The sequence below is a fragment of the Pseudomonas sp. URIL14HWK12:I6 genome (assembly GCF_000514195.1).
GTDB lineage: Bacteria > Pseudomonadota > Gammaproteobacteria > Pseudomonadales > Pseudomonadaceae > Aquipseudomonas > Aquipseudomonas putida_A.
In genome coordinates, this window is sequence record NZ_AZVL01000003.1 from 47,725 (window position 1) to 67,961 (window position 20,237).

Below are 20,237 nucleotides of genomic sequence, written 5' to 3' on the forward strand. Positions count from 1 at the left end.
CTCTCCTGTGGCTGACCTAAAGTGACGGGCAGGTTCGGCTCCATCCGTTCGCGATATTCCGGCACAGCAAGAGGATGCAATGGCGGCACACAGAGAAACGCCGGTTGGCGACACGCAGGATCCGCGCGCGGTCCCGGGTGCATGGCTGGTGGCCTTGCGTCTGCTTCGCTGGGCCAGAGAGCACTGGTTGTTACCGATCATGCTGCTCGCGGCGGCGGTGCGTTTTTTCGACCTGACGGCGGCGGCGATCTGGTTCGACGAAGGCTCCAGCGTCCTGCTGAGCCAGTTTCCACTGGCCGAGATCTGGGGGCTAGCGGCCCACGACGTGCACCCACCGCTGTATTTCCTGCTGCTGCACGGCTGGATCGGGCTGTTCGGTGACGGCATCCTGTCCATTCGCTTGATGAGTGCGCTGCCGGGCATCATTACCGTCGGCCTCGGTGTGTGGCTGGTGGATCTGCTCGCCACCCGTCGCGCTGCGTTGCTGGCCGGGCTATTGCTGGCGTTGTTGCCCACGGCCGTGCGCTACAGCCAGGAAGTGCGCATGTATTCGCTGCTCGGCATGTGGCTGATCGGGGCGACGATTGCGTTGGTCTACTGGGTGCGCCAGCCGCGGCGGCATCGTTATCTGGTGGCCTATGCGTTGCTGATGACAGCAGCGTTCTACACCCACTACTTCACCGTTCTGTGCGTGATCAGCCACTGGCTGTATCTGACAGCGGTGCGCGTGCAGCCGGGGTATCGGCTGCGGCATATTCAGCGTCCGGCCTGGTGGCTGGCCAACTTGAGCATCGCGTTGCTGTACATGCCGTGGGTGTCCAACCTGCTTGATCTGCTGCAGCACATCCCGGAACTCAAGGCCAGCAATGACATAGGCTGGGAAGATCCGGTGACCCTCAGCTCATTGCCGTCGATGGTCTGGTCGTTGCTGATCCAGGACGACGGCATGACCTTGCCGGGGTGGCTGTTTTTGCTTTTGCCATTGGCGCTGGTAGCCGTGATTGCCGTTGCCCTGCATCGTGATCGCAGCGTATTTCGCGGCAGCTTGTTGTTGCTGTGCTACAGCGTGATGCCGATTCTGCTGGTGTTTGGCGTGTCGTTCATCTCGCCGGTGTTCATCGAGCGGTATTTGACGGCCTATGCGTTGGGGTTGCCGATGCTGGTGGCGCTGGCGGTCGATCGGCTGTACGCAGGCTCTCGCGTTCTGGCGCTGGCGATTCTGGTGCTGTTCGTCGGGGTCGAACTGGTGGGTGTGAAGAACAACGCCACGGTCGACAGCAATGATCAGTTCAGCGTGCTGGTCGACTACGTCAATCGACACTTCACCGAGGGTGACCGGATCGTCACCAGCGACATGATGTGGTACCTCAGCTACATCTACTACAACCGCACTGACGCGCAGATCCGTCTGTATACGCCACCAGCGGCGGATGGGCGTTCCACGCGTCCCAATGCCTACGGATTTGGCACTTTGGTCGGCGAGGAGGTTTTCCTCGATCAGCTTGGCGACGTGTCCAAGGGCAGCACGCGGATGTGGTTGATCGGCACGCTGGATGAACCCGATGAGTTTGCCGCGTTGCCTGAAGGCTGGCAGCGGCAGAGCGATGTCCATGCAGGCGGCGCATTTGCACGTTTGTACGTGAGGGAGCCGAGCGCCGATAAACCGGGCGGGTGATCGCAGGCTCAGGATTTGCCCGACAAATCCGCCATCCCCTTGAGCAATTCGATCGGCAACGGAAAGACGATCGTCGAGCTCTTGTCACCGGCAATCGAACTCAGGGTCTGCATATAACGCAATTGCATGGCACCGGGCTGGCGGCCGAGCATTTCGGCGGCTTGCATGAGTTTTTCCGAGGCCTGCAGTTCGCCTTCGGCGTGGATCACCTTGGCCCGGCGTTCGCGTTCGGCTTCGGCCTGTTTGGCAATCGCACGCACCATCGATTCATTGAGATCGACGTGCTTGATCTCGACGTTGGCGACCTTGATGCCCCAGGCGTCGGTCTGGGCGTCGAGCACCTGCTGGATATCGATGTTCAACTGCTCGCGTTCGGCCAGCAGTTCATCCAGCTCATGTTTGCCGAGCACCGCGCGCAGGGTGGTCTGCGCCAGTTGGCTGGTGGCCGAGAGAAAGTCTTCGACCTGAATGATCGCCTTCTGCGGGTCGAGCACGCGGAAGTACAGCACCGCGTTGACCTTCACCGAGACGTTGTCGCGGGTGATCACATCCTGTGGCGGCACGTCGAGGACCACGGTGCGCAGGTCGACCCGGACCATTTGCTGTACCACCGGAATCAGCAGGATCAGCCCCGGGCCCTTGACCTGCCAGAAGCGTCCGAGCTGGAACACCACGCCGCGCTCGTACTCACGCAGGATGCGGAAGGTCGACCCGGCGAGGGCAATGACCAACAGCAGCAGTGCAACGAAACCGATTTGCAGACCCATGATCACTCTCCGTGTCGCACCGCGTCAGTCGCGGCGACTTTCAGCAATAAGCCATTTCGCCCGACCACGCGCACCGATTGCCCGGCGTGCAGCGGTGTCGTGCTCTGCACTTGCCAGTGTTCACCCTGCAATTGCACCCAGCCGTTGTGGGCGTTTTGCGCTTGTACGGTGGTCACCGCCGTCACGCTGCCGACCAGCCCGGCATCGCCGCTGACGGCGTGGCGCGGGCGGGTTTTCAAGGCGCGGACGATCAATGCGATCAGCAGCAGGGCGCTGACCAGGCCGAGGCCGATGATCATCGGCACTGGCAACTCGGCGTTGCCCAGAATCAGCGCGCCGATGACGAACATGATGATCCCGCCGAGGCCGATCACCCCGTAGTTGGGCAGCGCGGCTTCGGCGATCAGAAAGGCAATGCCAAGGGTGATCAGCCACAGGCCGACCGGATTGACCGCCGTCGGCAGGACATCAGCCGCGAGGGCTGAGCCGCTGGCCAGCAGTATCAGGAAAAACGTGCAACATCGGCTGTTCACGTGACCCTCCGGGAGAGTCATGGGTGTTTCCTTAAGTCTAGTTGAGCCTGGCGCCGGATGAATTTTGATCAATAAGCGTATGTGTCCAATGAGCGGATTTCTCTTCATCAGCAACTGGCCGAACTAGACTCAGCAGAACAGGCACAACGTTCAGCGGGACACCGAGGTGCAGCATGCGTATGGCAAAAAAAGTGCAGAGCAGCCTGAACCGGGCGCACTGCGAATATGACATCGTGGCCCACCGCCACTCGGCCAGCAGCCTGGAAACCGCGCGGGTTTCCGGGGTGCCCGCCGAACGCGTGGCCAAGTCAGTCATTCTCGACGACCACCACGGGCATTACCTGATGGCCGTGCTGCCGGCCAGTCGGCATCTGGACTTGAGTAAAGTGCGCATTCGCGGCGAATGGCAGATCACCCGGGAGAGCAACCTGGCGCATATCTTCGATGACTGCGAACGCGGTGCGGTGCCGCCGCTCGGTGATTCCTACGGCCTGGACATGGTCATCGACCCGCTGCTGACCCGGCAGAAAGATATCTACCTGGAAGCCGGCAACCACAACTACCTGCTGCACATGAGCATGCCCGAGTTTCTGAAAATGGTGCCGCATGCCGAGGTGCGGGAGTTGAGTCATTAGGTTCTGTAGCGCTTTCGCGGACGCCTTCGCGAGCAAGCCCGCTCCCACAGGTTGATTGCGTACCCCTGTGGGAGCGAGCCTGCTCGCGAATGATCTCCCACCCACCGCATTTTTGAAGGAGTCTTCCATGGAGCAGCCAACCCACAGCCTGCCATCCCTGTTCGAGCAACTGGGACTGGACAGCGACCCGACCGGCATCGACCAATTCATCGCCACCCATTCACCACTCAAACCCGAGTTGCACCTCGCAGACGCGTTTTTCTGGAGCAAGAGCCAGGCGGATTTTTTGCGGGATGAGATTCTTGATGATGCGGATTGGGCGGAGGTGGTGGATCAGTTGAATGTGTTGTTGCGCAAGGGGCGGGTTTTGTAGGACTGAAGTAAAACCTTATTACAGAATGTCCGCAGGATCCCTATCGATGTTGGAGTAGCTTGCCAATTCAACAATCCGGAGCCGTCGATGCAATCATTTTTGCCAGTCAGAACAATTGATGTTGACGCGCTTGGGGACTGTATTGAGGCAGTGATCGAAAGCATCTCCAACGGGCCTGTCGAGTTTCGGAAGCACGACACAACAGTGGCTGTGCTGATTTCGCCAGAAATTTATGAAGCGATCCTGAATAAGCTGGATGATTTCGATTTGGTGTCAATCACATATTCGCGCAGGAACGAAGTAGGGGTAGCCATCGAGCTGGATGAACTATAGAAATTCTCTGCCGAGAAGATTTGTTTCAAAACTTGACTGAAATTCCCCGCCAATGCGATATTGATAGTTAGCAAACTAACAGTGTGCATTTTCCCGTGGCGAATTCCCTCGACGCTCTCCAGATGAACATCAGTAGTGCCATGGTGGTGGCCGCCAGGCATTGGCGGAAGATCTGCCAGACCACGCTGGTCAACTATGGAATCTCCGAAGCCTGCGCCGTGCCGTTGTTGATGATCGGGCGGTTGGGCGAGGGCGTGCGTCAGGTGCAGGTGGCGCAGGCGGCCGGGATGGAGAGTCCGTCGCTGGTGCGTCTGCTCGATCAGTTGTGCCACGCCGGCTACGTCTGCCGCACCGAAGATGCGCAGGATCGTCGGGCCAAGTGCCTGAGCCTGACCGACACCGGCCGTGAACTGGTGCAAGCGGTGGAGATCGAACTGGTGCGTCTGCGTCATGAAGTGCTCGAAGGCATCGACCAGAGTGATCTGGAGGCCACGCTTCGGGTACTGCGAGCTTTTGAGGCGGCCAATCCGCCTGTGGTGATCAATTCTTGAACGGTTTTTTCTCTGGCATCCCGCCTGCCCGCGACTGGTTCTACGGGGTTCGTACCTTTGCAGCGTCGATGATTGCGCTGTACATCGCCTTGCTCATGCAAATGCCGCGTCCGTATTGGGCGATGGCCACGGTGTACATTGTCTCCAGCCCGTTTCTCGGGCCGACCAGCTCCAAGGCGCTGTACCGCGCCATCGGCACTTTTCTCGGAGCGGCGGCGGCAGTGCTGTTCGTGCCGATGTTCGTGCAGAGTCCGTACGTGTTGGTGGTGGTGATTGCCTTGTGGACGGGGATTTTGCTGTTCCTGTCGCTGCACCTGCGTACCGCCAATAACTACGCACTGATGCTGGCCGGTTATACCTTGCCGCTGATCGCTTTGCCGACCGTGGATAACCCGCTGGCGGTGTGGGACGTGGCGGAGGCGCGCACCGAAGAGATTTTTCTCGGCATCGCTGTGGCGGCGGTGGTCGGCGCGATGTTCTGGCCACGGCGTCTGGCGCCGGTGTTCAACGACGCGGTGGGCAAGTGGTTCGCTGACGCCACCACCTACAGCCTGAAGTTTCTCAGCCGCGACGTGCAGCCTGAACAGATCGCCACGCTGCGCATGGCCATGGTCGCCAATTTCAACAGCCTCGAATTGATGATCGGCCAGTTGCCCCACGAAGGCGCCCGGCCGCAAACCGTGCGCAACACCAAGGAACTGCGCGGGCGGATGATCCACCTGCTGCCGGTGATCGACGCTCTGGAAGATTCGCTCTACGCGCTTGAACGGCGCACACCGGAACTGGTGGAAAAGTTTGCCCCGCTGCTGACCGCGACCCAGGAGTGGCTCGGCCATAACGACGCCGATCTGGCGCGTTGGCAGGCACTCAAGGATCAGCTGCAGACCCTGCAGCCAAGCTGCGAGGCGCTGGAAGATCGCAAGCAATTGCTGTTCTCCAACGCGATTTATCGCCTCGGCGAATTCATCGATCTGTGGCAGGACTGCCGCAGTTTGCAGGACGCGATTCTCTGCGAGCGCCAAGACAGCTGGCGCGCGGTTTACCGGCACTGGCGCCTCGGGCGGCTGACGCCGTTTCTCGACCGCGGGATGATGCTGTATTCGGTGGCCTCGACCGTTCTGGCGATCATCGTCGCTTCGGTGCTGTGGATTCTGCTCGGCTGGCCGGACGGTGGCAGCGCGGTGATTCTGGCGGCGGTAGCGTGCAGTTTCTTCGCCTCGATGGACGACCCGGCGCCACAGATCTACCGGTTCTTTTTCTGGACCGGGATGTCGGTGCTGTTCGCCAGTCTCTATCTGTTTCTGATTCTGCCGAACCTGCACGATTTCCCGATGCTGGTACTGGCGTTTGCGGTTCCGTTCATCTGTGTCGGCACCCTGACGGTGCAGCCACGCTTCTTCCTCGGCATGCTCCTGACGCTGGTCAACACCTCGTCGTTCATCAGCATTCAGGGCGCGTACGACGCGGACTTCTTCGCCTTTGTGAACTCCAACCTGGCCGGCCCTCTGGGCCTGTTGTTCGCGTTTATCTGGACCCTGATCGCCCGCCCGTTCGGCGTCGAGCTTGCCGCCAAACGTCTGACCCGCTTCAGCTGGAAAGACATCGTGCGCATGACCGAGCCGGCCAACCTCGCCGAGCACCGGCAACTGGGCGTGCAATTGCTTGACCGTCTGATGCAGCACCTGCCGCGTCTGGCCATGACCGGTCAGGACACCGGGATTGCCATGCGTGAAGTGCGCGTCGGCCTGAACCTGCTCGATCTGCTGGCTTACACGCCAAGGGTCAGCGGCGCGCCGAAGGCCCTGCTGCAGCAAGTGGTGGCTGAGGTCGGCGAGTATTTCCGCGCGTGTCTGAAGGCCGGCGAACGCTTGCCGGCGCCGAGTCCGTTGCTGATGACGATGGACCGCGCGCGCCGCGCGCTCAAAGGCCACGGCGACGAAGAAACCCGGCTAAACCTGTTGCATGCCTTGAGCGGTTTGCGCCTGGCGCTGCTGCCCGGCGTGGAATTCGTCAGCACCAGCGATGCCGAAGAACCGCTGCCCGATGGAGCGCCCCTATGATCGGTGATCTGGATATCAGCGGGATTTTCCTGCCCACCCTGCTGGTGCTGATGGGCATCACCTATGTGTTGTTTTTGCTGGTGCATGGCGTGCTCACGCGCCTGCACTTTTACCGTCTGGTCTGGCACCGGGCATTGTTCAACGTGGCCCTCTACGCCGTGCTGCTGTACGGCGTGGACTCACTCAGTCGATACCTGATGACATGAAAAAACCGTTTCTGACTATCGGTCGCGTGGTCCTGACCCTGCTGATCGTGACTTTTGCCGTCGTCCTCGTCTGGCGCATGGTGATGTATTACATGTTTGCGCCGTGGACCCGCGACGGCCACATCCGCGCCGACATCATCCAGATCGCTCCGGACGTGTCCGGGCTGATCCAGCAGGTCGAGGTCAAGGACAACCAGTTGATCAAACGCGGCCAGGTGCTGTTCAGCATCGATCAGGACCGCTTCAAACTGGCCCTGCGTCAGGCTAAAGCGGCGGTTGCCGATCGCGAGGAAACCCTGGCTCAAGCCCAGCGCGAAGCCAAGCGTAACCGTGGCTTGGGCAACCTGGTGCCGGCCGAACAGCTGGAAGAAAGCCAGTCGAAAGTCGCCCGGGCGCAATCGGCGCTGGCCGAAGCGCTGGTGATGGTGGACAGCGCGCAGCTCAACCTCGACCGTTCGGTGATCCGCAGCCCGGTGGACGGCTACGTCAACGACCGTGCGCCGCGGGTGCAGGAATTCGTCACCGCCGGGCGTCCGGTGTTGTCGGTGGTCGACAGCAACTCGTTCCACATCGACGGCTATTTCGAAGAAACCAAACTCGACGGCATTCATGTCGGGCAGTCGGTGGATATCCGCGTGATCGGCGACAAGGCCAGGTTGCGCGGGCATGTCGAAAGTATCGTCGCCGGTATCGAAGACCGCGACCGCACCAGCGGCAACAACCTGCTGCCCAACGTCAACCCGGCGTTCAGCTGGGTGCGCCTGGCGCAGCGGATTCCGGTGCGCATCGCCTTTGACGAGGTGCCGGAAGACTTCCGCATGATCGCCGGGCGTACCGCGACCGTGTCGATCATCGACGACAGAACGCAGGAGCCCGCGCAATGAACAAGGCCCTGATGATCGCCGGGTTGGGCGTGATGCTCTCGGCCTGTCAGATGGTCGGGCCGGACTATCATCTGCCCGCTGACGCCGCGGTGCAGCGCAAGGACTTTCAGGGCGAACTGGCGGTGGAGGGCAAACCGGTGGTGTCAGCGCCGGTACCGGCGGATTGGTGGCGGCTTTATAAGGATCCACGTCTGGATCAACTGGTGCAGCAGGCCATGGCGTCCAACACTGATTTGCGCGTAGCGGCGGCGAACCTTCAACGGGCTCGCGCGCAAGTCGATGAGGCCGAAGCGGCGGGTGGCTGGAGCGCAGGCGTGAAGATGGGCGCGCAGCGTTTGCAGGAATCCGGGCAGGCGTTCTTGCTGCCGGAAAAAGTCCCGGTCGACAACGTCGGCGATATTGGCATCAGCGCGTCTTATCAGTTCGATCTGTGGGGCACCCTGCAACGCGGTATCGAAGGCGCTAAGGCTAACGCCGATGCGACTCAAGCAGCGGCTGACACCGCACGCATCACTTTGGTGGCCGACGTGGTTCGCGCCTACACCCAAGTCTGCGCGGCCAACGAAGAGCGGGAAATTGCCCAGCATTCTCTCGACCTGCAATCGCAGAGCACCACGCTGATCCAGCGTCTGCGCGATGCCGGGCGTGGTGATGAAACCCAAGTCACCCGTTCGCAAACCCAATTCAAGTCGTTGCGCGCCGACCTGCCGCGCTATGAGGCAGCGCGTCAGGCCGGGTTGTTCCGCCTGTCGATGCTGCTGGCCAAACCGGTCGAGCAATTGCCGGCCGGTACCGCCACTTGTGCCGAACTGCCGAAAATTGCCCAACTGGTGCCGGTGGGCGACGGTGCGGCGCTGCTCAAGCGTCGTCCCGATATCCGTCAGGCGGAACGTCGCTTGGCGGCCTTGACAGCGGGCATCGGCGTCGCCACGGGCGAGCTGTATCCGGACATCAGCATCGGCGCGACCATCGGCACCGTCGGTCTTATTGACGACTTGGGTGATCCGTCGACCAACCGCTGGGGTTTCGGCCCGTCATTGAGCTGGAAGGTGCCGACCAATGGCGCTCGCGCGCGGATCCGTGAGGCCGAAGCCAATGCTCAGGGCGCACTGGCGCATTTCGACGGCGTGGTGCTCAACGCCATCCGCGAAACCCAGACCGGTCTGGCCCAGTACAGCGCGCTGCTGCAACGCCGCGACGCCCTGGCCGATGCCGAGCAATCGGCAAAACTGGCGGCGGACCAGACCCACCGCTTCTTCCAGGCCGGGCGCGAGTCGTTCCTCGCCGACCTGCAGGCGACCCGCACCTACACCGACGTCACCGCGCAACTGGCCGCCGCCAACACCCAGGTCGCCATGAGCCAGATCGATTTATTCCTCGCCCTCGGTGGCGGTTGGGAAAGCGGACGAACGCAAGCCTCAAGCGCCAGCAAACCCTGAAGCCGTTGCTATGCTTTGAAGTGTTGAAGGGGTGCCACGTGCAACGCACCCTTTCAGCGCACATTGCTAGCGCTGGTCTAGGGGAAACCAATAATGAAAAACCCTTACGCTCTCGGCTTCTGGTGCGCCCTGGTAGCGCTGGTGCTGCTATCGGCCACCTATTTCTACGGCATCATGCTGGCCCATCAGATCGACAAGGCCATGGTCTTCCTCGACAGTGCCACGGCGTTGATCGCGGTGATGGCAATTGTCGTGGTGGCCTGGGCGTCGATCCAGGTGCAGCGAGTCAAGAAAAGACAACTTGAACAAGGCAAGACCCTGGTGCTGATCTGGGACACCAAAGTCGCCCTGCGTCGGGTCGAAACCGTATTCGACCGCTACTTCTGGGGCAGCTACTGGCAACCGGGACGCACCTTCGCCGAAGTCATGGGCGAACTCACCGGCACGCCGCTGGAAAAAAGCCTCGAAGCCCTGAAAAAGCAGTGTCTGGAGCTCGACAAGCAGATTGCCGATGAAGGCTGGCACTGGCTCAACAATGCCCGCGAACTGTCGGATGTCGCCACGGCCATGGCCCGCGAGCGCTATCAGCTGGATTTCTGTGACCCGCGCGCTGACGGGCCGGGCGGGGCGGTGATCGATCGCGACTTTGAAGTGCTGGTGTATACCTGGACGGCGCGGTTGAAGAGCTTCGATCATCAACTCGATGAGATCGAGGTTCAGTATTCCTGATCTGCATTCATTTCACTAGCCTCTTCGCGAGCAGGCTCGCTCCCACAAGGGTAACACTGCACCTGTGGGAGCGAGCCTGCTCGCGAAGACGACCTGAAAAACGCCGAAACTCTCCCCGCCTGTCAGCTGTCCACACTCCCCATAGACACTCTTTAACCTTTAAACATTGGGCCGCCTCGCGCTGCCAGTGCTAATCTCCACCGCTAATTTCAGCGGAGTCGAGCCGCGACCCGGTCACGGGTTCAGGGAAGACGACCACACTTTCAGCCACGGACATTGATCAGGTCATTCATGAATAAATCAGCAGGCGTGCTTCTCGGGATTGTTGTTGCCATCGGTGCGATCAGCGCCGGCGGGGCTTGGTATACCGGGACCAAGATTGAAGGCGTACTGAACAACGCCGTCAGCAACGCCAACAAAGAGCTGCAGACCGCGATGGCCGGCTCCAATGGCACCGCGTCGCTGGAGCTGGTGTCGCTGGAGCGTCACACCTTCACCAGCACCGCGCACTACCGTCTCAAGGGCGAGGGCGAGATGTTCGGCGACCAGCCGGTCGAATTGCTGTTCGTCGACCACATCGAGCACGGCCCGCTGCCGTTCTCGCGCCTGGTGTCGCTGAAGTGGCTGCCGGTCATGGCCACCAGCAATTACGAGCTGGAAAAGAGCCCGGCCACCGAAAAATGGTTCGCCGCCGCCAAGGGCGCCGCGCCGCTCAAGGGCGTGACCAACATCGGCTACGACGAATCCACCACCAGCAGCCTTGAATTGCTGCCGCTGGAAACCGCGCTGGACGAGCAGTCGAGCCTGAAATTCTCCGGCCTGACCATGAACATCTCCGCCAGTGCCCAGGCGCAGAAGGTCAAGGCTGACGGCTACATGGACAGCCTGAAACTGGTCACCGTGTCGCAGGATCAAGCACCGGTGCAGGTCGAACTCAACGGTCTGACCCTGGCCAGCAACCTTACCAAGAGCAGCTACGGCTACTACACCGGGGAAAACACCCTGGAGCTGACCAGCAGCAAAACCACCTTCGGTCCCAAGCAGTCGGTGCTCGGCGTGAAGAACTTCGAAATGAAGAACCTCACCGAAGAGAGCGGCAGCAATGCCTCGGGCCGCGCTGACTACAAGGTGGGTGAAGTCACCCTCAACGACAAGAAAATCGGTTCGGCCAACATGGCCATGAGCCTGAAGAACCTCGACATCCCGTCGACCATGTCGCTGATGCAGATCTACCAGACCAAATTGCAGCCGTACGAGAAGGAAGCGGCGGCCGCTGCCGAAGCCGGCCTGCCGGCACCGGAGCTGAACCTGACCGAAGCCGAGTCGGCACAGGTCAAGGCTGACCTGCAGAAACTGCTGGCCGCCAGTCCACAGATCGCGCTGGAAAACCTGTCGCTGAAAACCGCCAACGGTGAAAGCCGCGCCAGCCTGGTGATTGATCTGACCAAGCCACAGTCGATGGATCTGCCGCCGGATCAACTGGGTAAACAGTTGGTCGCGCTGCTGGACCTGAACATTCAAGTGTCCAAGCCGATGCTGATCGATCTGCTCAGCGTGCAGGCGCAGCTCGACGGTCAGACTGACGCCAAAGCCATCGTTGATCAGGCAAGCGCCGGTGCCGACATGTTCTCCGGCATGGCAGTCGGTTCGCAGTTGGCGACGGTCGATGGCACCAATGTCGTGACCAAGCTGCATTACGCCGCCAATCAGGTGGAGTTCAACGGCCAGAAGATGACCGTCGAGCAGTTCGTCGGCTTCCTGATGAGCAAGTTCGCTGGCGTCACGCAAGTGCAGTAATCCTGCGCTCTTAATAGCAACGCCCGGCCTCTGATCCACGGACGCCGGGCGTTTTGCTGTCTGGTGTTCGGGTTTTCGTCTCAGCCGGCGCCGCGATTCTGAACAATTATTGCGTTCTGGATATTCGACTACGCTTGCATGCAAGACTGCCTGACTAAGCTTGGCTGGGTCTCTTTTGACTCGGTCTCCGTTACGAATGGGCAAGGGGGGCATTGCGACCCGGCTGGCCATGTAAGGATGCTGACGAATGCCGCGTATTGATGTTCCAGTTTTACATCGTGGTTTACGCCCGTTGTTTCGTGTAGCGCTGTGCAGCCAGTTGCTCTGGCCGGCACTGGCGTTTGCCGATACGCCCTATGATCAGATGGTGCGTGATGCCCGTGCCGGTCAGACCACACCTGCGCTGAACGTGCTGCGCCAGGTGCCACCGGGGCAATCGACCACCGGGCAGATCAGCGATCACCTGCAAATCGCCAGTTGGGCAGGTCTCGACGCCGAGGTGGTGCAGGTCTATGAGACCCAGGGCCGTGACCGGGTGCTGCCGGTGCAGGCACTGACCGCCACCGCGCGCGCCTATCGCAACCTCAAGCGTTGGGAGCAGGCGACCCAGGTCTACAACAAGGCCCTGGTGCTGGAGCCGGACAACGCTGACCTGCAACTGGGGCTGGCGCTGACTCAGGCCGACGCGGGCAAACCTGACGAAGCCGTGACCCGCGCCAAGGCCCTGGTCGCCGCCAAACCCGACGATCCCTCGCGCCGCCTTGCACTGGGCTATGCCCTGACCCGCGCCGGCAAGCAGTACGACGCACTGTTTGAATACGATCAGGCGTTCATGCGTGCCGGCAGCAAGCCGGAAGTCGCCCGTGAATACGTGGTCGCCCTGCAAAAGGCGCGGCTGCCGGAACCGGCACTGCGCCTGGCCAATCAACGTCCGGGGCTGATCGACCCGGTCACCCTGCGCCGCCTCGAAGGTGATCTGGCTGCCGAACGCGTGCGTCTGGCCGAACTCGCCACCCGCAGCGAAAAAGAACGCTATGTGATCGCCGACCGCGCGTTGGCCGATTACGACAAATTGCTCGCCACCTGGACCCCCGACGCCAGCGCCCACGATGACGTGATTCGCTGGCGCATCGACCGCATGGGCGCACTCAAGGCCCGGGCCCGCACCGCCGACGTCATCAGCGAATATCAAAAGCTGCAAGCCGAAGGCGTGAAGATTCCGACCTACGCCCTGCGCTGGGTAGCGGCGTCGTATCTGGATCAGCGCCAGCCGGAAGTCTCCACTGACCTGTATCGCCAGGTGCTGTCGGCCCCCGACGCCGATGTCGGTGATCGCCTCGAAGACACCACCGCGTTGTACTACTCGCTGCTGGAAAGCGACCGCGCCGATGAAGCGCGCAAAGTCGCCGAGGATCTGGCCAAGACCCAGAAACCGCGAGTCGAACTCAAGGGCCTGCCCATCGGCAACCCCAACGACGAATGGATGGACGCCCAGCAGCTCGCGGCGCAGGCCGGCACCTACGGCTCCGACTTGCCGCATGGCGAGGAGCGCCTGCAGGCCCTGGTCGATCAGGCACCGGGCAACCTCGGTTTGCGTCTGGCCCAGGCCGATCTGTACCTGGCCCGGCAGTGGCCACGCCGCGCCGAAAACCAGCTCAAGGAAACCGAGAGCATGGCCCCGCGCGACATGGGCCTGGAACTGGCTCAGGCGCGCACCGCGATGACCCTGCAGGAATGGCGGCAGATGGATGCGCTGACCGATGACGTGGTCGAGCGTTTCCCCGACAACCGTCAGGTGCAACGTGCGGCTCGCGAGCGTGAAGTGCACGACATGTCCGAACTGCGCGTCGAAGCCTACGGCGGCAAGGCCAATGGAGGTGGCGGCAGCGGTGGTGCGGGCGCGGTCAGTGGCAGCCGCGATTTCGGCATCCAGAGCACCTTGTACAGCCCGCCGATCGATGAGGACTGGCGGGTGTTCGTCGGTGCCGGTTATGCCACCGGCGACTTCGCCGAAGGCACCGGTACCGACCGCTTCCAGCGTGTTGGCCTGGAACGCCGTACCCGCGACATGAGCCTGGAAGCCGAGGTCTCCAACCACGATTACGGTTACGGCGCCAAGCAGGGCGCGCGTATCGCGATTGCCCGCGACATCAACGACCACTGGCAGTACGGCGGCAGTTTCGCCTACCTGTCGGCCGAGACGCCGTTGCGTGCGCTCAACAGCGACATCAAGGCCAACGGCGGCAACGCGTTCATCCGCTGGCGTGCCAACGAAAGCCGCGAGTGGAAACTGTCGGTCAGCCCGTCGCACTTCAGCGACGGCAACAACCGTGTCGAAGCCTTGCTCACCGGACGCGAGGGCGTCTACAGCGCACCGAACGTGCAGGTGGATGCCGGTCTGGAGGTCGGCACCAGCCACAACTCCAACTCCGAGGATGTGCCGTACTTCAACCCGAAGTCGGACTTCAGCGTGATGCCGACGGTCAACGTCAACCATGTGCTCTACCACCGCTACGAAACCTCCTGGAGCCAGCAGTTCCAGGCCGGGGCGGGTACGTACAGCCAGCGTGATCACGGCACCGGCGGCATGGCGATGCTCGGCTACGGCCAGCGTTATGCCTGGAACGACGTGTTCGAGGTGGGCGGCTTGTTCAGTGTGATCAACCGGCCCTACGACGGTGATCGGGAGACCGATCTGCGTCTGCTCGTCGACCTCACTTTCCGCTTTTAGAAGAGTTTGAAGATGCCTTTGATGACGCGTTTCATCCTTCTGCTGGGAGTGTTGCTGGTCAGCGCCTGCGCCCAGCAAGCCCCGGCCTTCGCGCCGCCGTCGCAACGTCCGGTGGCGGCCAGTGAAAAACCGTGGCCGAAAAACCACGTGTTGGGCATCGCCTATCACGACGTCGAAGATCGCGACCCCGATCAGGCCGTGGTGGCGGTGCGCACCGAGCGCATGATCGAGCAGCTCGCGTGGCTGCGCGAGAACGGCTACCAACCGGTCACCGTCGACCAGATCATGGCCGCGCGCAAGGGCGGTCCGGAACTGCCGGCCAAAGCAATCCTGCTCAGTTTCGACGACGGTTATTCGAGCTTCTATACCCGCGTGCTGCCGGTGCTGCGCGCCTACAACTGGCACGCCTTGCTGGCGCCGGTCGGCACCTGGATCGATACGCCGCTCAATCAACCGGTGGATTTTGCCGGTGCACCCCGCGCACGTTCGGATTTTCTGACCTGGGATCAGGTGCGGGAAATCTCGCAGTCGGGTCTGGTAGAAATCGCCGCACACACTGACGCCAGCCACAAAGGCATCCTCGCCAACCCGCAAGGCAACATGCAACCGGCAGCGGCAACCCGCCGCTACGATCCAGTCACCAAACGCTATGAGTCCGAAGAGGATTTCCGCGCCCGAATCAGCAATGACGTCGCGACCATTTCGGAAAAGATCCGCAAAGTCACTGGAAAAAAACCGCGCATCTGGGTCTGGCCGTACGGTACCGCCGACGGCACTTCGCTGACCGTGGTCGGCGAGCAGGGCTACGAAATGGCCCTGACTCTGGATGACGGTCTGGACGCCCTCGACAACCTGATGAGCAGCCCACGCTTTCTGGTCGCCTCCGATCCTGATGGCGAGCATTTCGCCAACAGCATCGTCGCGGCGCAGTCGGATTTCACCATGCGTGTGGTCCACGTCGATCTGGACAACGTCTACGACCCGGACCCGGCGCAGCAGGAAATCAACCTCGGCAAGCTGATCCAGCGCATGGCCGACATGGGCGCCAACACCGTGTTCCTGCAGGCCTTCGCCGATCCGAAGGGCGACGGACTGGTGCACTCGCTGTACTTCCCCAACCGTCACCTGCCGGTGCGCGCCGACATCTTTGACCGTGTCGCCTGGCAACTGCGCACTCGGGCGCACGTGAAAGTGTTCGCCTGGATGCCGGTCCTGAGTTTCGGCCTCGATTCGAAGCTGCCGCGTGTTACGCGCTGGGATCCGAAGACCGGCAGCACCTCGGTCGATCCGGGCCAGTATCAACGCCTGTCGCCATTCGATCCGCAAGTACGGCGGATCATCGGTGAAATCTACGAAGACGTGGCGCGTCTGACCTCGGTCGACGGCATCCTTTATCACGACGACGCGGTGCTCTCGGACTTCGAAGACGCCAGTCCGGAGGCCTTGAAAGCCTATACGGCGCACGGTTTGCCGGGTTCGATCGCCGCCCTGCGCGATGATCCGGCGGCGATGCAGCGCTGGACGCGCTTCAAGAGTAAATACCTGATCGATTTCACCAACGAACTGACTGCCAAGGTGCGTGCGATCCGTGGCCCGCAGGTGCTGACCGCACGCAACCTCTTCGCCGAACCGGTGCTCAATCCTGAGAGCGAAGCCTGGTTTGCGCAGAACCTCGACGACTTCCTCGTGACCTACGACTGGACGGCGCCGATGGCCATGCCGCTGATGGAAAAACAGACCCAGGCGCAATCCGGCCCGTGGCTCGAACAACTGGTGGCGAAGATCAAACAGCGCCCCGGCGCGCTGGATCGCACAGTCTTCGAACTGCAGGCCCGCGACTGGACGAAAAAGGATCAGGCCGACATCGATGGCGCCCAACTGGCCGACTGGATGGGCCGGCTCAAGCGTCAGGGTGCGACCAGTTTCGGTTACTACCCGGACAACTTCCTCGACAACCTGCCGGACCTGAAAACCGTAAGGCCTGCGCTCTCCAACAAATGGAACCCATGACATGCTGGATAGACTGTTAGCCCTGCTTGTTCTGGCGCTCGTCCTCGGCGTGCCGCTGGGGTTGATCTTCCTGGTCACCGGGCAATTCCTGATGGACTTCGTGTTCTTCTACCCGTTGTTCATGTCCGGGCTGTGGATTGCCGGCGGCCTGTATTTCTGGCTGCACTGGGAACGCCACTGGCCATGGAAGGACGACACTTTGCCGCCGCCACTGGAAGGCGAGCCGCTGATCTCGATCCTGATCCCTTGCTACAACGAAGGCGAAAACGCTGCCGACACCATTCACGCGGCGCTGGCCCAGCACTACCCGAACATCGAAGTCATCGCGATCAACGACGGCTCCAAGGACAACACCGCCGAAGTGCTCGACCGGCTCGCCCAGGAAGACCCACGCCTGCGGGTGCTGCATCTGGCAGAAAACCAGGGCAAGGCTGTGGCCCTGCGCATGGGTGCGATTGCTGCGCGCAGCGAATATCTGGTGTGCATCGACGGTGACGCGCTGCTGGCGCCGAACACTGCGGCCTATCTGGTGGCGCCGATGCTCGACAACGCGCGGCTTGGCGCAGTGACCGGCAACCCACGGATTCGTACACGTTCGACCTTGGTCGGGCGGGTACAGGTCGGCGAGTTCTCGTCGATCATCGGTCTGATCAAGCGTACGCAACGGGTGTTCGGGCGGATCTTCACCGTGTCCGGGGTGATCGTCGCGTTTCGTCGTACCGCGTTGAACCGGGTCGGCTACTGGAGCCCGGACATGATCACCGAAGACATCGACATCAGCTGGAAGCTGCAACTCGATCACTGGAGCATCTTCTACGAGCCGCGCGCGCTGTGCTGGATCCTGATGCCGGAAACCCTGCGCGGTCTGTGGAAGCAGCGCCTGCGCTGGGCCCAGGGCGGTGCCGAGGTGCTGTTCAAGAACATTCGCGGGATCTGGCAGTACCGCCATCGTTACCTGTGGCCACTGCTGTTCGAATACTGCCTGTCGACCGGGTGGGCCTTCACCTTCCTGCTATCGGTGATCTTTTGGGGCGTGGGCAAGTTCGTGGTCATGCCGGAATCGATTGCCGTGCATCACCTGATGCCCCCGGCGTTCACCGGCCTGTTGCTGGCGTTCGTCTGCCTGGTGCAATTCGCGGTCAGCATCATCATCGACCGGCGCTATGAACCGGGTCTGGGCCGAACCATGTTCTGGGTGGTCTGGTATCCGATCGCGTTCTGGCTGGTCAGCCTGCTAACCACCTTGGTCAGTTTCCCCAAAGTGCTGTTTGGTCAGCATCAGAAGCGTGCACGCTGGGTCAGCCCTGACCGCGGCATCAAGCCGGTTGGCGACGACGAAGAGGAGGTCATCAAATGAAAATCATCCGGACCCGCCAGCGGCCCTTCCTGGTGGTGGTCGACGTGGTCCTCACCGTGCTGGCCTGGGTCGGCCTGCTGTTTCTGCTGATTCGCGGACTGTGGCCGTTGATCGAGACCCACGCCGGTGGGCCACGCATCGATAATTCGGCATTCGAGGCCCTGGGTACGTTGCAGATCTACCTGTGGGTGGCGCTGGTCAACGCTGTGATCCTGATTGGTTGGGCGCGTTATCAGCAGCGCAAAAGCAGAAGCTTCGCCCAGCGTCGTTTGCCGGCACCGGTGGTCGATGATGAAGGGCTGAGCAAGAGCTTCCGCCTGTGCGATGACCGCCTGGAGAAGCTGCGCACACCCGGGGTGATGACCATCCACAACGATCAGGAAGGTGATATCAGCCATGTGGTGCTGAACTTTCGTCCACTGGCACCGACGGAATTGCCGCCACCGCTGGCGCCGCTGGAACATCCACGGGTGATCTTTCTGCACGCCGAGGATGACGCAAACCGTGATCCGATAAATCGGCCCACCTGAGTTTCCACATCGTCGAGCGTTCAGCTGCGAATCAGCCGCCAAGCCTCCTCCATGGTGAGCGGCTGCTTTATCCGTTCGGCCAGCATCGCCATGGCCCGCTCCTCCTCGCAAGCCACAGCGGCAACCACCACGCCGTTGTGGCCGAACAGGCCAATAAAGGGCGGATGCTCGGGCTCGCCTTTGAACTCGATTTCATCCCACTGACTGGCGTGGCCCAGGTAGTCGTAGTTCCTGCCGAAGTGCCAGGTCCAGAAAAACGGCACATCCAGATAATGCTCATCGGCGCCCAACATGTTGGCGGCAGCGATGCGTGCGTGCTGCTGGGCCAGGCGCCAATGTTCGATGCGTTGCGGCTGGCCGCTCAGGGTGAACGTGGCGATATCGCCAATCGCCCATAGACCTTCGCAGACCCGCAGACCGGCATCGACGCGCAGTGACTGGTCTTTCTCCCTTGGCAGCGAAGCGAACGCTTCTGTGGCCGGATGCACACCAACCCCCGCCAGCACCAGATCCGCCGAAACGCGCAAACCGTTGTCCAGCAGCACCGCCTCGACTTTGCCATCACCGGTGATTTCCCGGGCTTCGTGATCGGTGATGAATTTCACCCCGTGTTGTTCGTGGAGCGCGCGGATCGCCTTGCCCACCGCTTCGCCGAACTGCGCGGTAAACGGGATGGCGTGGCGGGCGATGACCGTGACGTCGAGGCCGAACTGACGCAGGGCCGAGGCGCATTCGAGGGCGATAAAGCTGTCGCCGATGATCAGCGCCCGCTGTTCGGGTTTGGCGGTGCGCATGATCTGTTCGGCCTGGGCTTTCGAGCGCAGGACGAACACCTGCGGCAGGTCGGCGCCGGGCAGTTGCAGCGGATTAGGCTCGCCGCCGGTGGCGAGCACCGCGGCGTCGTAACCAAGGGTCTGGCCATCCTTCAAATGCAGGGTTTTCGTTGTTGTGTCGAGGGCCGAAATTTCGCCTTGTCGGCGTTCGATGCGCTGCTCCTTATAAAAGCTTTCATCGCGCAGCGGCGGGGTTTCCTGCGCCGACATCTCGCCGGCGAGGACGAATTTGCTCAGCACCGTGCGGTCGTAACCGGCGTCCGCTTCGCGGTCGATCATGACGATCCGGCCGCCGAAACCTTTTTCCCGCAGAGCTGCCGCACATGCCGTGCCCGCTGCACCTGCGCCGACAATCACAAAGGTGCGTGAATCATCGGCCGGAGGCGTGTGAGCATCCGGCAGCGGTTGATCATCGACCCAGACTTCCTCGCCGCGTAGTTCCATCGGATAACGCTTGAGACTGTCGAGGGCCGGTGGTTCGCACAACGCGCCGTCTTCGGCGCGAAACGCGGCTTTGTGCCACGGGCAGACCAGGCGTCCGTTGCACAACGCGCCGTCAGCCAATGGCGCGCCAGCGTGTGGACATTCGCCCTGAAATGCACGCAGTTGGCCATTGGCGTGGAGCAGGACAATCTTGCGCTCGCCGATTTCGACTTGCAGGCCACGGTCTTCGGGGACATCGGCGACACGGGCGACACGGTGCAGGCTCATGTTCGTGCTCCTGACAGGCATTTCTCTTACGAGTTTGCGCCGCCGTGCGAGGTTCAGCCAATTGCCACTGCCAAGGTACGAAC

At 61.7% G+C, this 20,237-nt stretch carries 18 protein-coding genes; 15 read left to right on the forward strand and 3 right to left on the reverse strand.

All coding sequences use genetic code 11. The features are described 5' to 3' along the window. The first annotated feature begins 79 nt into the window (after window positions 1–79). Window positions 80–1,675 (forward strand): glycosyltransferase family 39 protein, encoded by a 1,596-nt coding sequence (locus H043_RS0106180; protein WP_027611124.1) that lies wholly within the window; start codon window positions 80–82, stop codon window positions 1,673–1,675. 8 nt (window positions 1,676–1,683) lie between these two features. Here H043_RS0106180 and H043_RS0106185 read toward each other — a convergent pair whose 3' ends face one another. Both H043_RS0106185 and H043_RS0106190 read right to left on the reverse strand, forming a co-directional pair. Next, window positions 1,684–2,442, reverse strand: a complete 759-nt coding sequence (locus tag H043_RS0106185; RefSeq protein ID WP_003220464.1) for a slipin family protein — start codon at window positions 2,440–2,442, stop codon at window positions 1,684–1,686. 2 nt (window positions 2,443–2,444) lie between these two features. Then, window positions 2,445–2,996, reverse strand: coding sequence for an NfeD family protein (locus H043_RS0106190; protein WP_081730188.1), 552 nt, complete (start codon window positions 2,994–2,996; stop codon window positions 2,445–2,447). Window positions 2,997–3,148: 152 nt separating this feature from the next. On the opposite strand from H043_RS0106190, the gene H043_RS0106195 reads away from it, so the two are divergent. The 14 genes from H043_RS0106195 to pgaD all read left to right on the forward strand — a co-directional run bounded on the left by H043_RS0106195 (window position 3,149) and on the right by pgaD (window position 18,610). Further along, window positions 3,149–3,610 carry an aminoacyl-tRNA deacylase gene (locus tag H043_RS0106195; RefSeq protein WP_027611126.1) on the forward strand — a complete coding sequence of 154 codons (462 nt, stop codon included), beginning with the start codon at window positions 3,149–3,151 and terminating at the stop codon, window positions 3,608–3,610. 127 nt (window positions 3,611–3,737) lie between these two features. Then, complete coding sequence (locus H043_RS0106200) at window positions 3,738–3,983, forward strand: DUF2789 domain-containing protein (RefSeq protein WP_027611127.1); 246 nt, start codon at window positions 3,738–3,740, stop codon at window positions 3,981–3,983. Window positions 3,984–4,070: 87 nt separating this feature from the next. Then, window positions 4,071–4,316 carry a hypothetical protein gene (locus H043_RS28950; protein ID WP_041070983.1) on the forward strand — a complete coding sequence of 82 codons (246 nt, stop codon included), beginning with the start codon at window positions 4,071–4,073 and terminating at the stop codon, window positions 4,314–4,316. A 122-nt stretch (window positions 4,317–4,438) separates the two neighbouring features. Next, on the forward strand, window positions 4,439–4,867 hold the full coding sequence (locus tag H043_RS0106210) for a MarR family winged helix-turn-helix transcriptional regulator (protein WP_007961473.1): 429 nt from the start codon (window positions 4,439–4,441) through the stop codon (window positions 4,865–4,867). After that, the gene (locus H043_RS0106215) at window positions 4,864–6,927 is read left to right on the forward strand and encodes an FUSC family protein (RefSeq protein ID WP_027611128.1); all 2,064 of its coding nucleotides are present in this window, start codon (window positions 4,864–4,866) and stop codon (window positions 6,925–6,927) included. The genes H043_RS0106210 and H043_RS0106215 overlap by 4 nt, the downstream gene beginning before the upstream one ends. Continuing rightward, window positions 6,924–7,133, forward strand: coding sequence for a DUF1656 domain-containing protein (locus H043_RS0106220; protein WP_027611129.1), 210 nt, complete (start codon window positions 6,924–6,926; stop codon window positions 7,131–7,133). Before H043_RS0106215 ends, H043_RS0106220 begins: the two co-directional genes overlap by 4 nt. Then, window positions 7,130–8,017 (forward strand): HlyD family secretion protein, encoded by an 888-nt coding sequence (locus H043_RS0106225; protein WP_027611130.1) that lies wholly within the window; start codon window positions 7,130–7,132, stop codon window positions 8,015–8,017. The genes H043_RS0106220 and H043_RS0106225 overlap by 4 nt, the downstream gene beginning before the upstream one ends. Continuing rightward, window positions 8,014–9,456 (forward strand): efflux transporter outer membrane subunit, encoded by a 1,443-nt coding sequence (locus H043_RS0106230; protein WP_027611131.1) that lies wholly within the window; start codon window positions 8,014–8,016, stop codon window positions 9,454–9,456. The genes H043_RS0106225 and H043_RS0106230 overlap by 4 nt, the downstream gene beginning before the upstream one ends. 93 nt (window positions 9,457–9,549) lie before the next feature. Continuing rightward, window positions 9,550–10,185: a hypothetical protein gene (locus H043_RS0106235; protein WP_025113416.1), complete on the forward strand. Its 636-nt coding sequence runs from the start codon at window positions 9,550–9,552 to the stop codon at window positions 10,183–10,185. A gap of 291 nt (window positions 10,186–10,476) precedes the next feature. Beyond that, the gene (locus H043_RS0106240; protein ID WP_027611132.1) at window positions 10,477–11,982 is read left to right on the forward strand and encodes a YdgA family protein; all 1,506 of its coding nucleotides are present in this window, start codon (window positions 10,477–10,479) and stop codon (window positions 11,980–11,982) included. 247 nt (window positions 11,983–12,229) lie between these two features. Continuing rightward, entirely contained in the window at window positions 12,230–14,713 is a 2,484-nt protein-coding gene (gene pgaA / locus H043_RS0106245) for a poly-beta-1,6 N-acetyl-D-glucosamine export porin PgaA (protein ID WP_027611133.1), read from the forward strand. 12 nt (window positions 14,714–14,725) lie between these two features. Next, the gene (pgaB, locus tag H043_RS0106250) at window positions 14,726–16,723 is read left to right on the forward strand and encodes a poly-beta-1,6-N-acetyl-D-glucosamine N-deacetylase PgaB (protein ID WP_027611134.1); all 1,998 of its coding nucleotides are present in this window, start codon (window positions 14,726–14,728) and stop codon (window positions 16,721–16,723) included. Window position 16,724: 1 nt separating this feature from the next. Beyond that, window positions 16,725–18,080: a poly-beta-1,6-N-acetyl-D-glucosamine synthase gene (pgaC, locus tag H043_RS0106255; protein WP_007961454.1), complete on the forward strand. Its 1,356-nt coding sequence runs from the start codon at window positions 16,725–16,727 to the stop codon at window positions 18,078–18,080. Beyond that, window positions 18,077–18,610, forward strand: a complete 534-nt coding sequence (gene pgaD, locus H043_RS0106260; RefSeq protein WP_027611135.1) for a poly-beta-1,6-N-acetyl-D-glucosamine biosynthesis protein PgaD — start codon at window positions 18,077–18,079, stop codon at window positions 18,608–18,610. Before pgaC ends, pgaD begins: the two co-directional genes overlap by 4 nt. Window positions 18,611–18,630: 20 nt before the next feature. On the opposite strand, the gene H043_RS0106265 is transcribed toward pgaD, so the two are convergent. Further along, the gene (locus H043_RS0106265) at window positions 18,631–20,154 is read right to left on the reverse strand and encodes an FAD-dependent oxidoreductase (protein ID WP_027611136.1); all 1,524 of its coding nucleotides are present in this window, start codon (window positions 20,152–20,154) and stop codon (window positions 18,631–18,633) included. Window positions 20,155–20,237: the final 83 nt, after the last annotated feature.

What these genes read in the sequence shown, in the direction of transcription:
- H043_RS0106195 (WP_027611126.1), top strand. Translation starts at nt 3,149, where the DNA reads ATGCGTATGGCAAAAAAAGTGCAGAGCAGCCTGAACCGGGCGCACTGC.
- H043_RS0106200 (WP_027611127.1), top strand. Translation starts at nt 3,738, where the DNA reads ATGGAGCAGCCAACCCACAGCCTGCCATCCCTGTTCGAGCAACTGGGA.
- pgaA (WP_027611133.1), top strand. Translation starts at nt 12,230, where the DNA reads ATGCCGCGTATTGATGTTCCAGTTTTACATCGTGGTTTACGCCCGTTG.
- pgaD (WP_027611135.1), top strand. Translation starts at nt 18,077, where the DNA reads ATGAAAATCATCCGGACCCGCCAGCGGCCCTTCCTGGTGGTGGTCGAC.
- H043_RS0106235 (WP_025113416.1), top strand. Translation starts at nt 9,550, where the DNA reads ATGAAAAACCCTTACGCTCTCGGCTTCTGGTGCGCCCTGGTAGCGCTG.
- H043_RS0106225 (WP_027611130.1), top strand. Translation starts at nt 7,130, where the DNA reads ATGAAAAAACCGTTTCTGACTATCGGTCGCGTGGTCCTGACCCTGCTG.
- H043_RS0106240 (WP_027611132.1), top strand. Translation starts at nt 10,477, where the DNA reads ATGAATAAATCAGCAGGCGTGCTTCTCGGGATTGTTGTTGCCATCGGT.
- H043_RS0106210 (WP_007961473.1), top strand. Translation starts at nt 4,439, where the DNA reads ATGAACATCAGTAGTGCCATGGTGGTGGCCGCCAGGCATTGGCGGAAG.
- H043_RS0106185 (WP_003220464.1), bottom strand. Translation starts at nt 2,442, where the DNA reads ATGGGTCTGCAAATCGGTTTCGTTGCACTGCTGCTGTTGGTCATTGCC.
- pgaB (WP_027611134.1), top strand. Translation starts at nt 14,726, where the DNA reads ATGCCTTTGATGACGCGTTTCATCCTTCTGCTGGGAGTGTTGCTGGTC.
- H043_RS0106180 (WP_027611124.1), top strand. Translation starts at nt 80, where the DNA reads ATGGCGGCACACAGAGAAACGCCGGTTGGCGACACGCAGGATCCGCGC.
- pgaC (WP_007961454.1), top strand. Translation starts at nt 16,725, where the DNA reads ATGCTGGATAGACTGTTAGCCCTGCTTGTTCTGGCGCTCGTCCTCGGC.
- H043_RS0106190 (WP_081730188.1), bottom strand. Translation starts at nt 2,996, where the DNA reads ATGACTCTCCCGGAGGGTCACGTGAACAGCCGATGTTGCACGTTTTTC.
- H043_RS0106265 (WP_027611136.1), bottom strand. Translation starts at nt 20,154, where the DNA reads ATGAGCCTGCACCGTGTCGCCCGTGTCGCCGATGTCCCCGAAGACCGT.
- H043_RS0106220 (WP_027611129.1), top strand. Translation starts at nt 6,924, where the DNA reads ATGATCGGTGATCTGGATATCAGCGGGATTTTCCTGCCCACCCTGCTG.
- H043_RS0106230 (WP_027611131.1), top strand. Translation starts at nt 8,014, where the DNA reads ATGAACAAGGCCCTGATGATCGCCGGGTTGGGCGTGATGCTCTCGGCC.
- H043_RS28950 (WP_041070983.1), top strand. Translation starts at nt 4,071, where the DNA reads ATGCAATCATTTTTGCCAGTCAGAACAATTGATGTTGACGCGCTTGGG.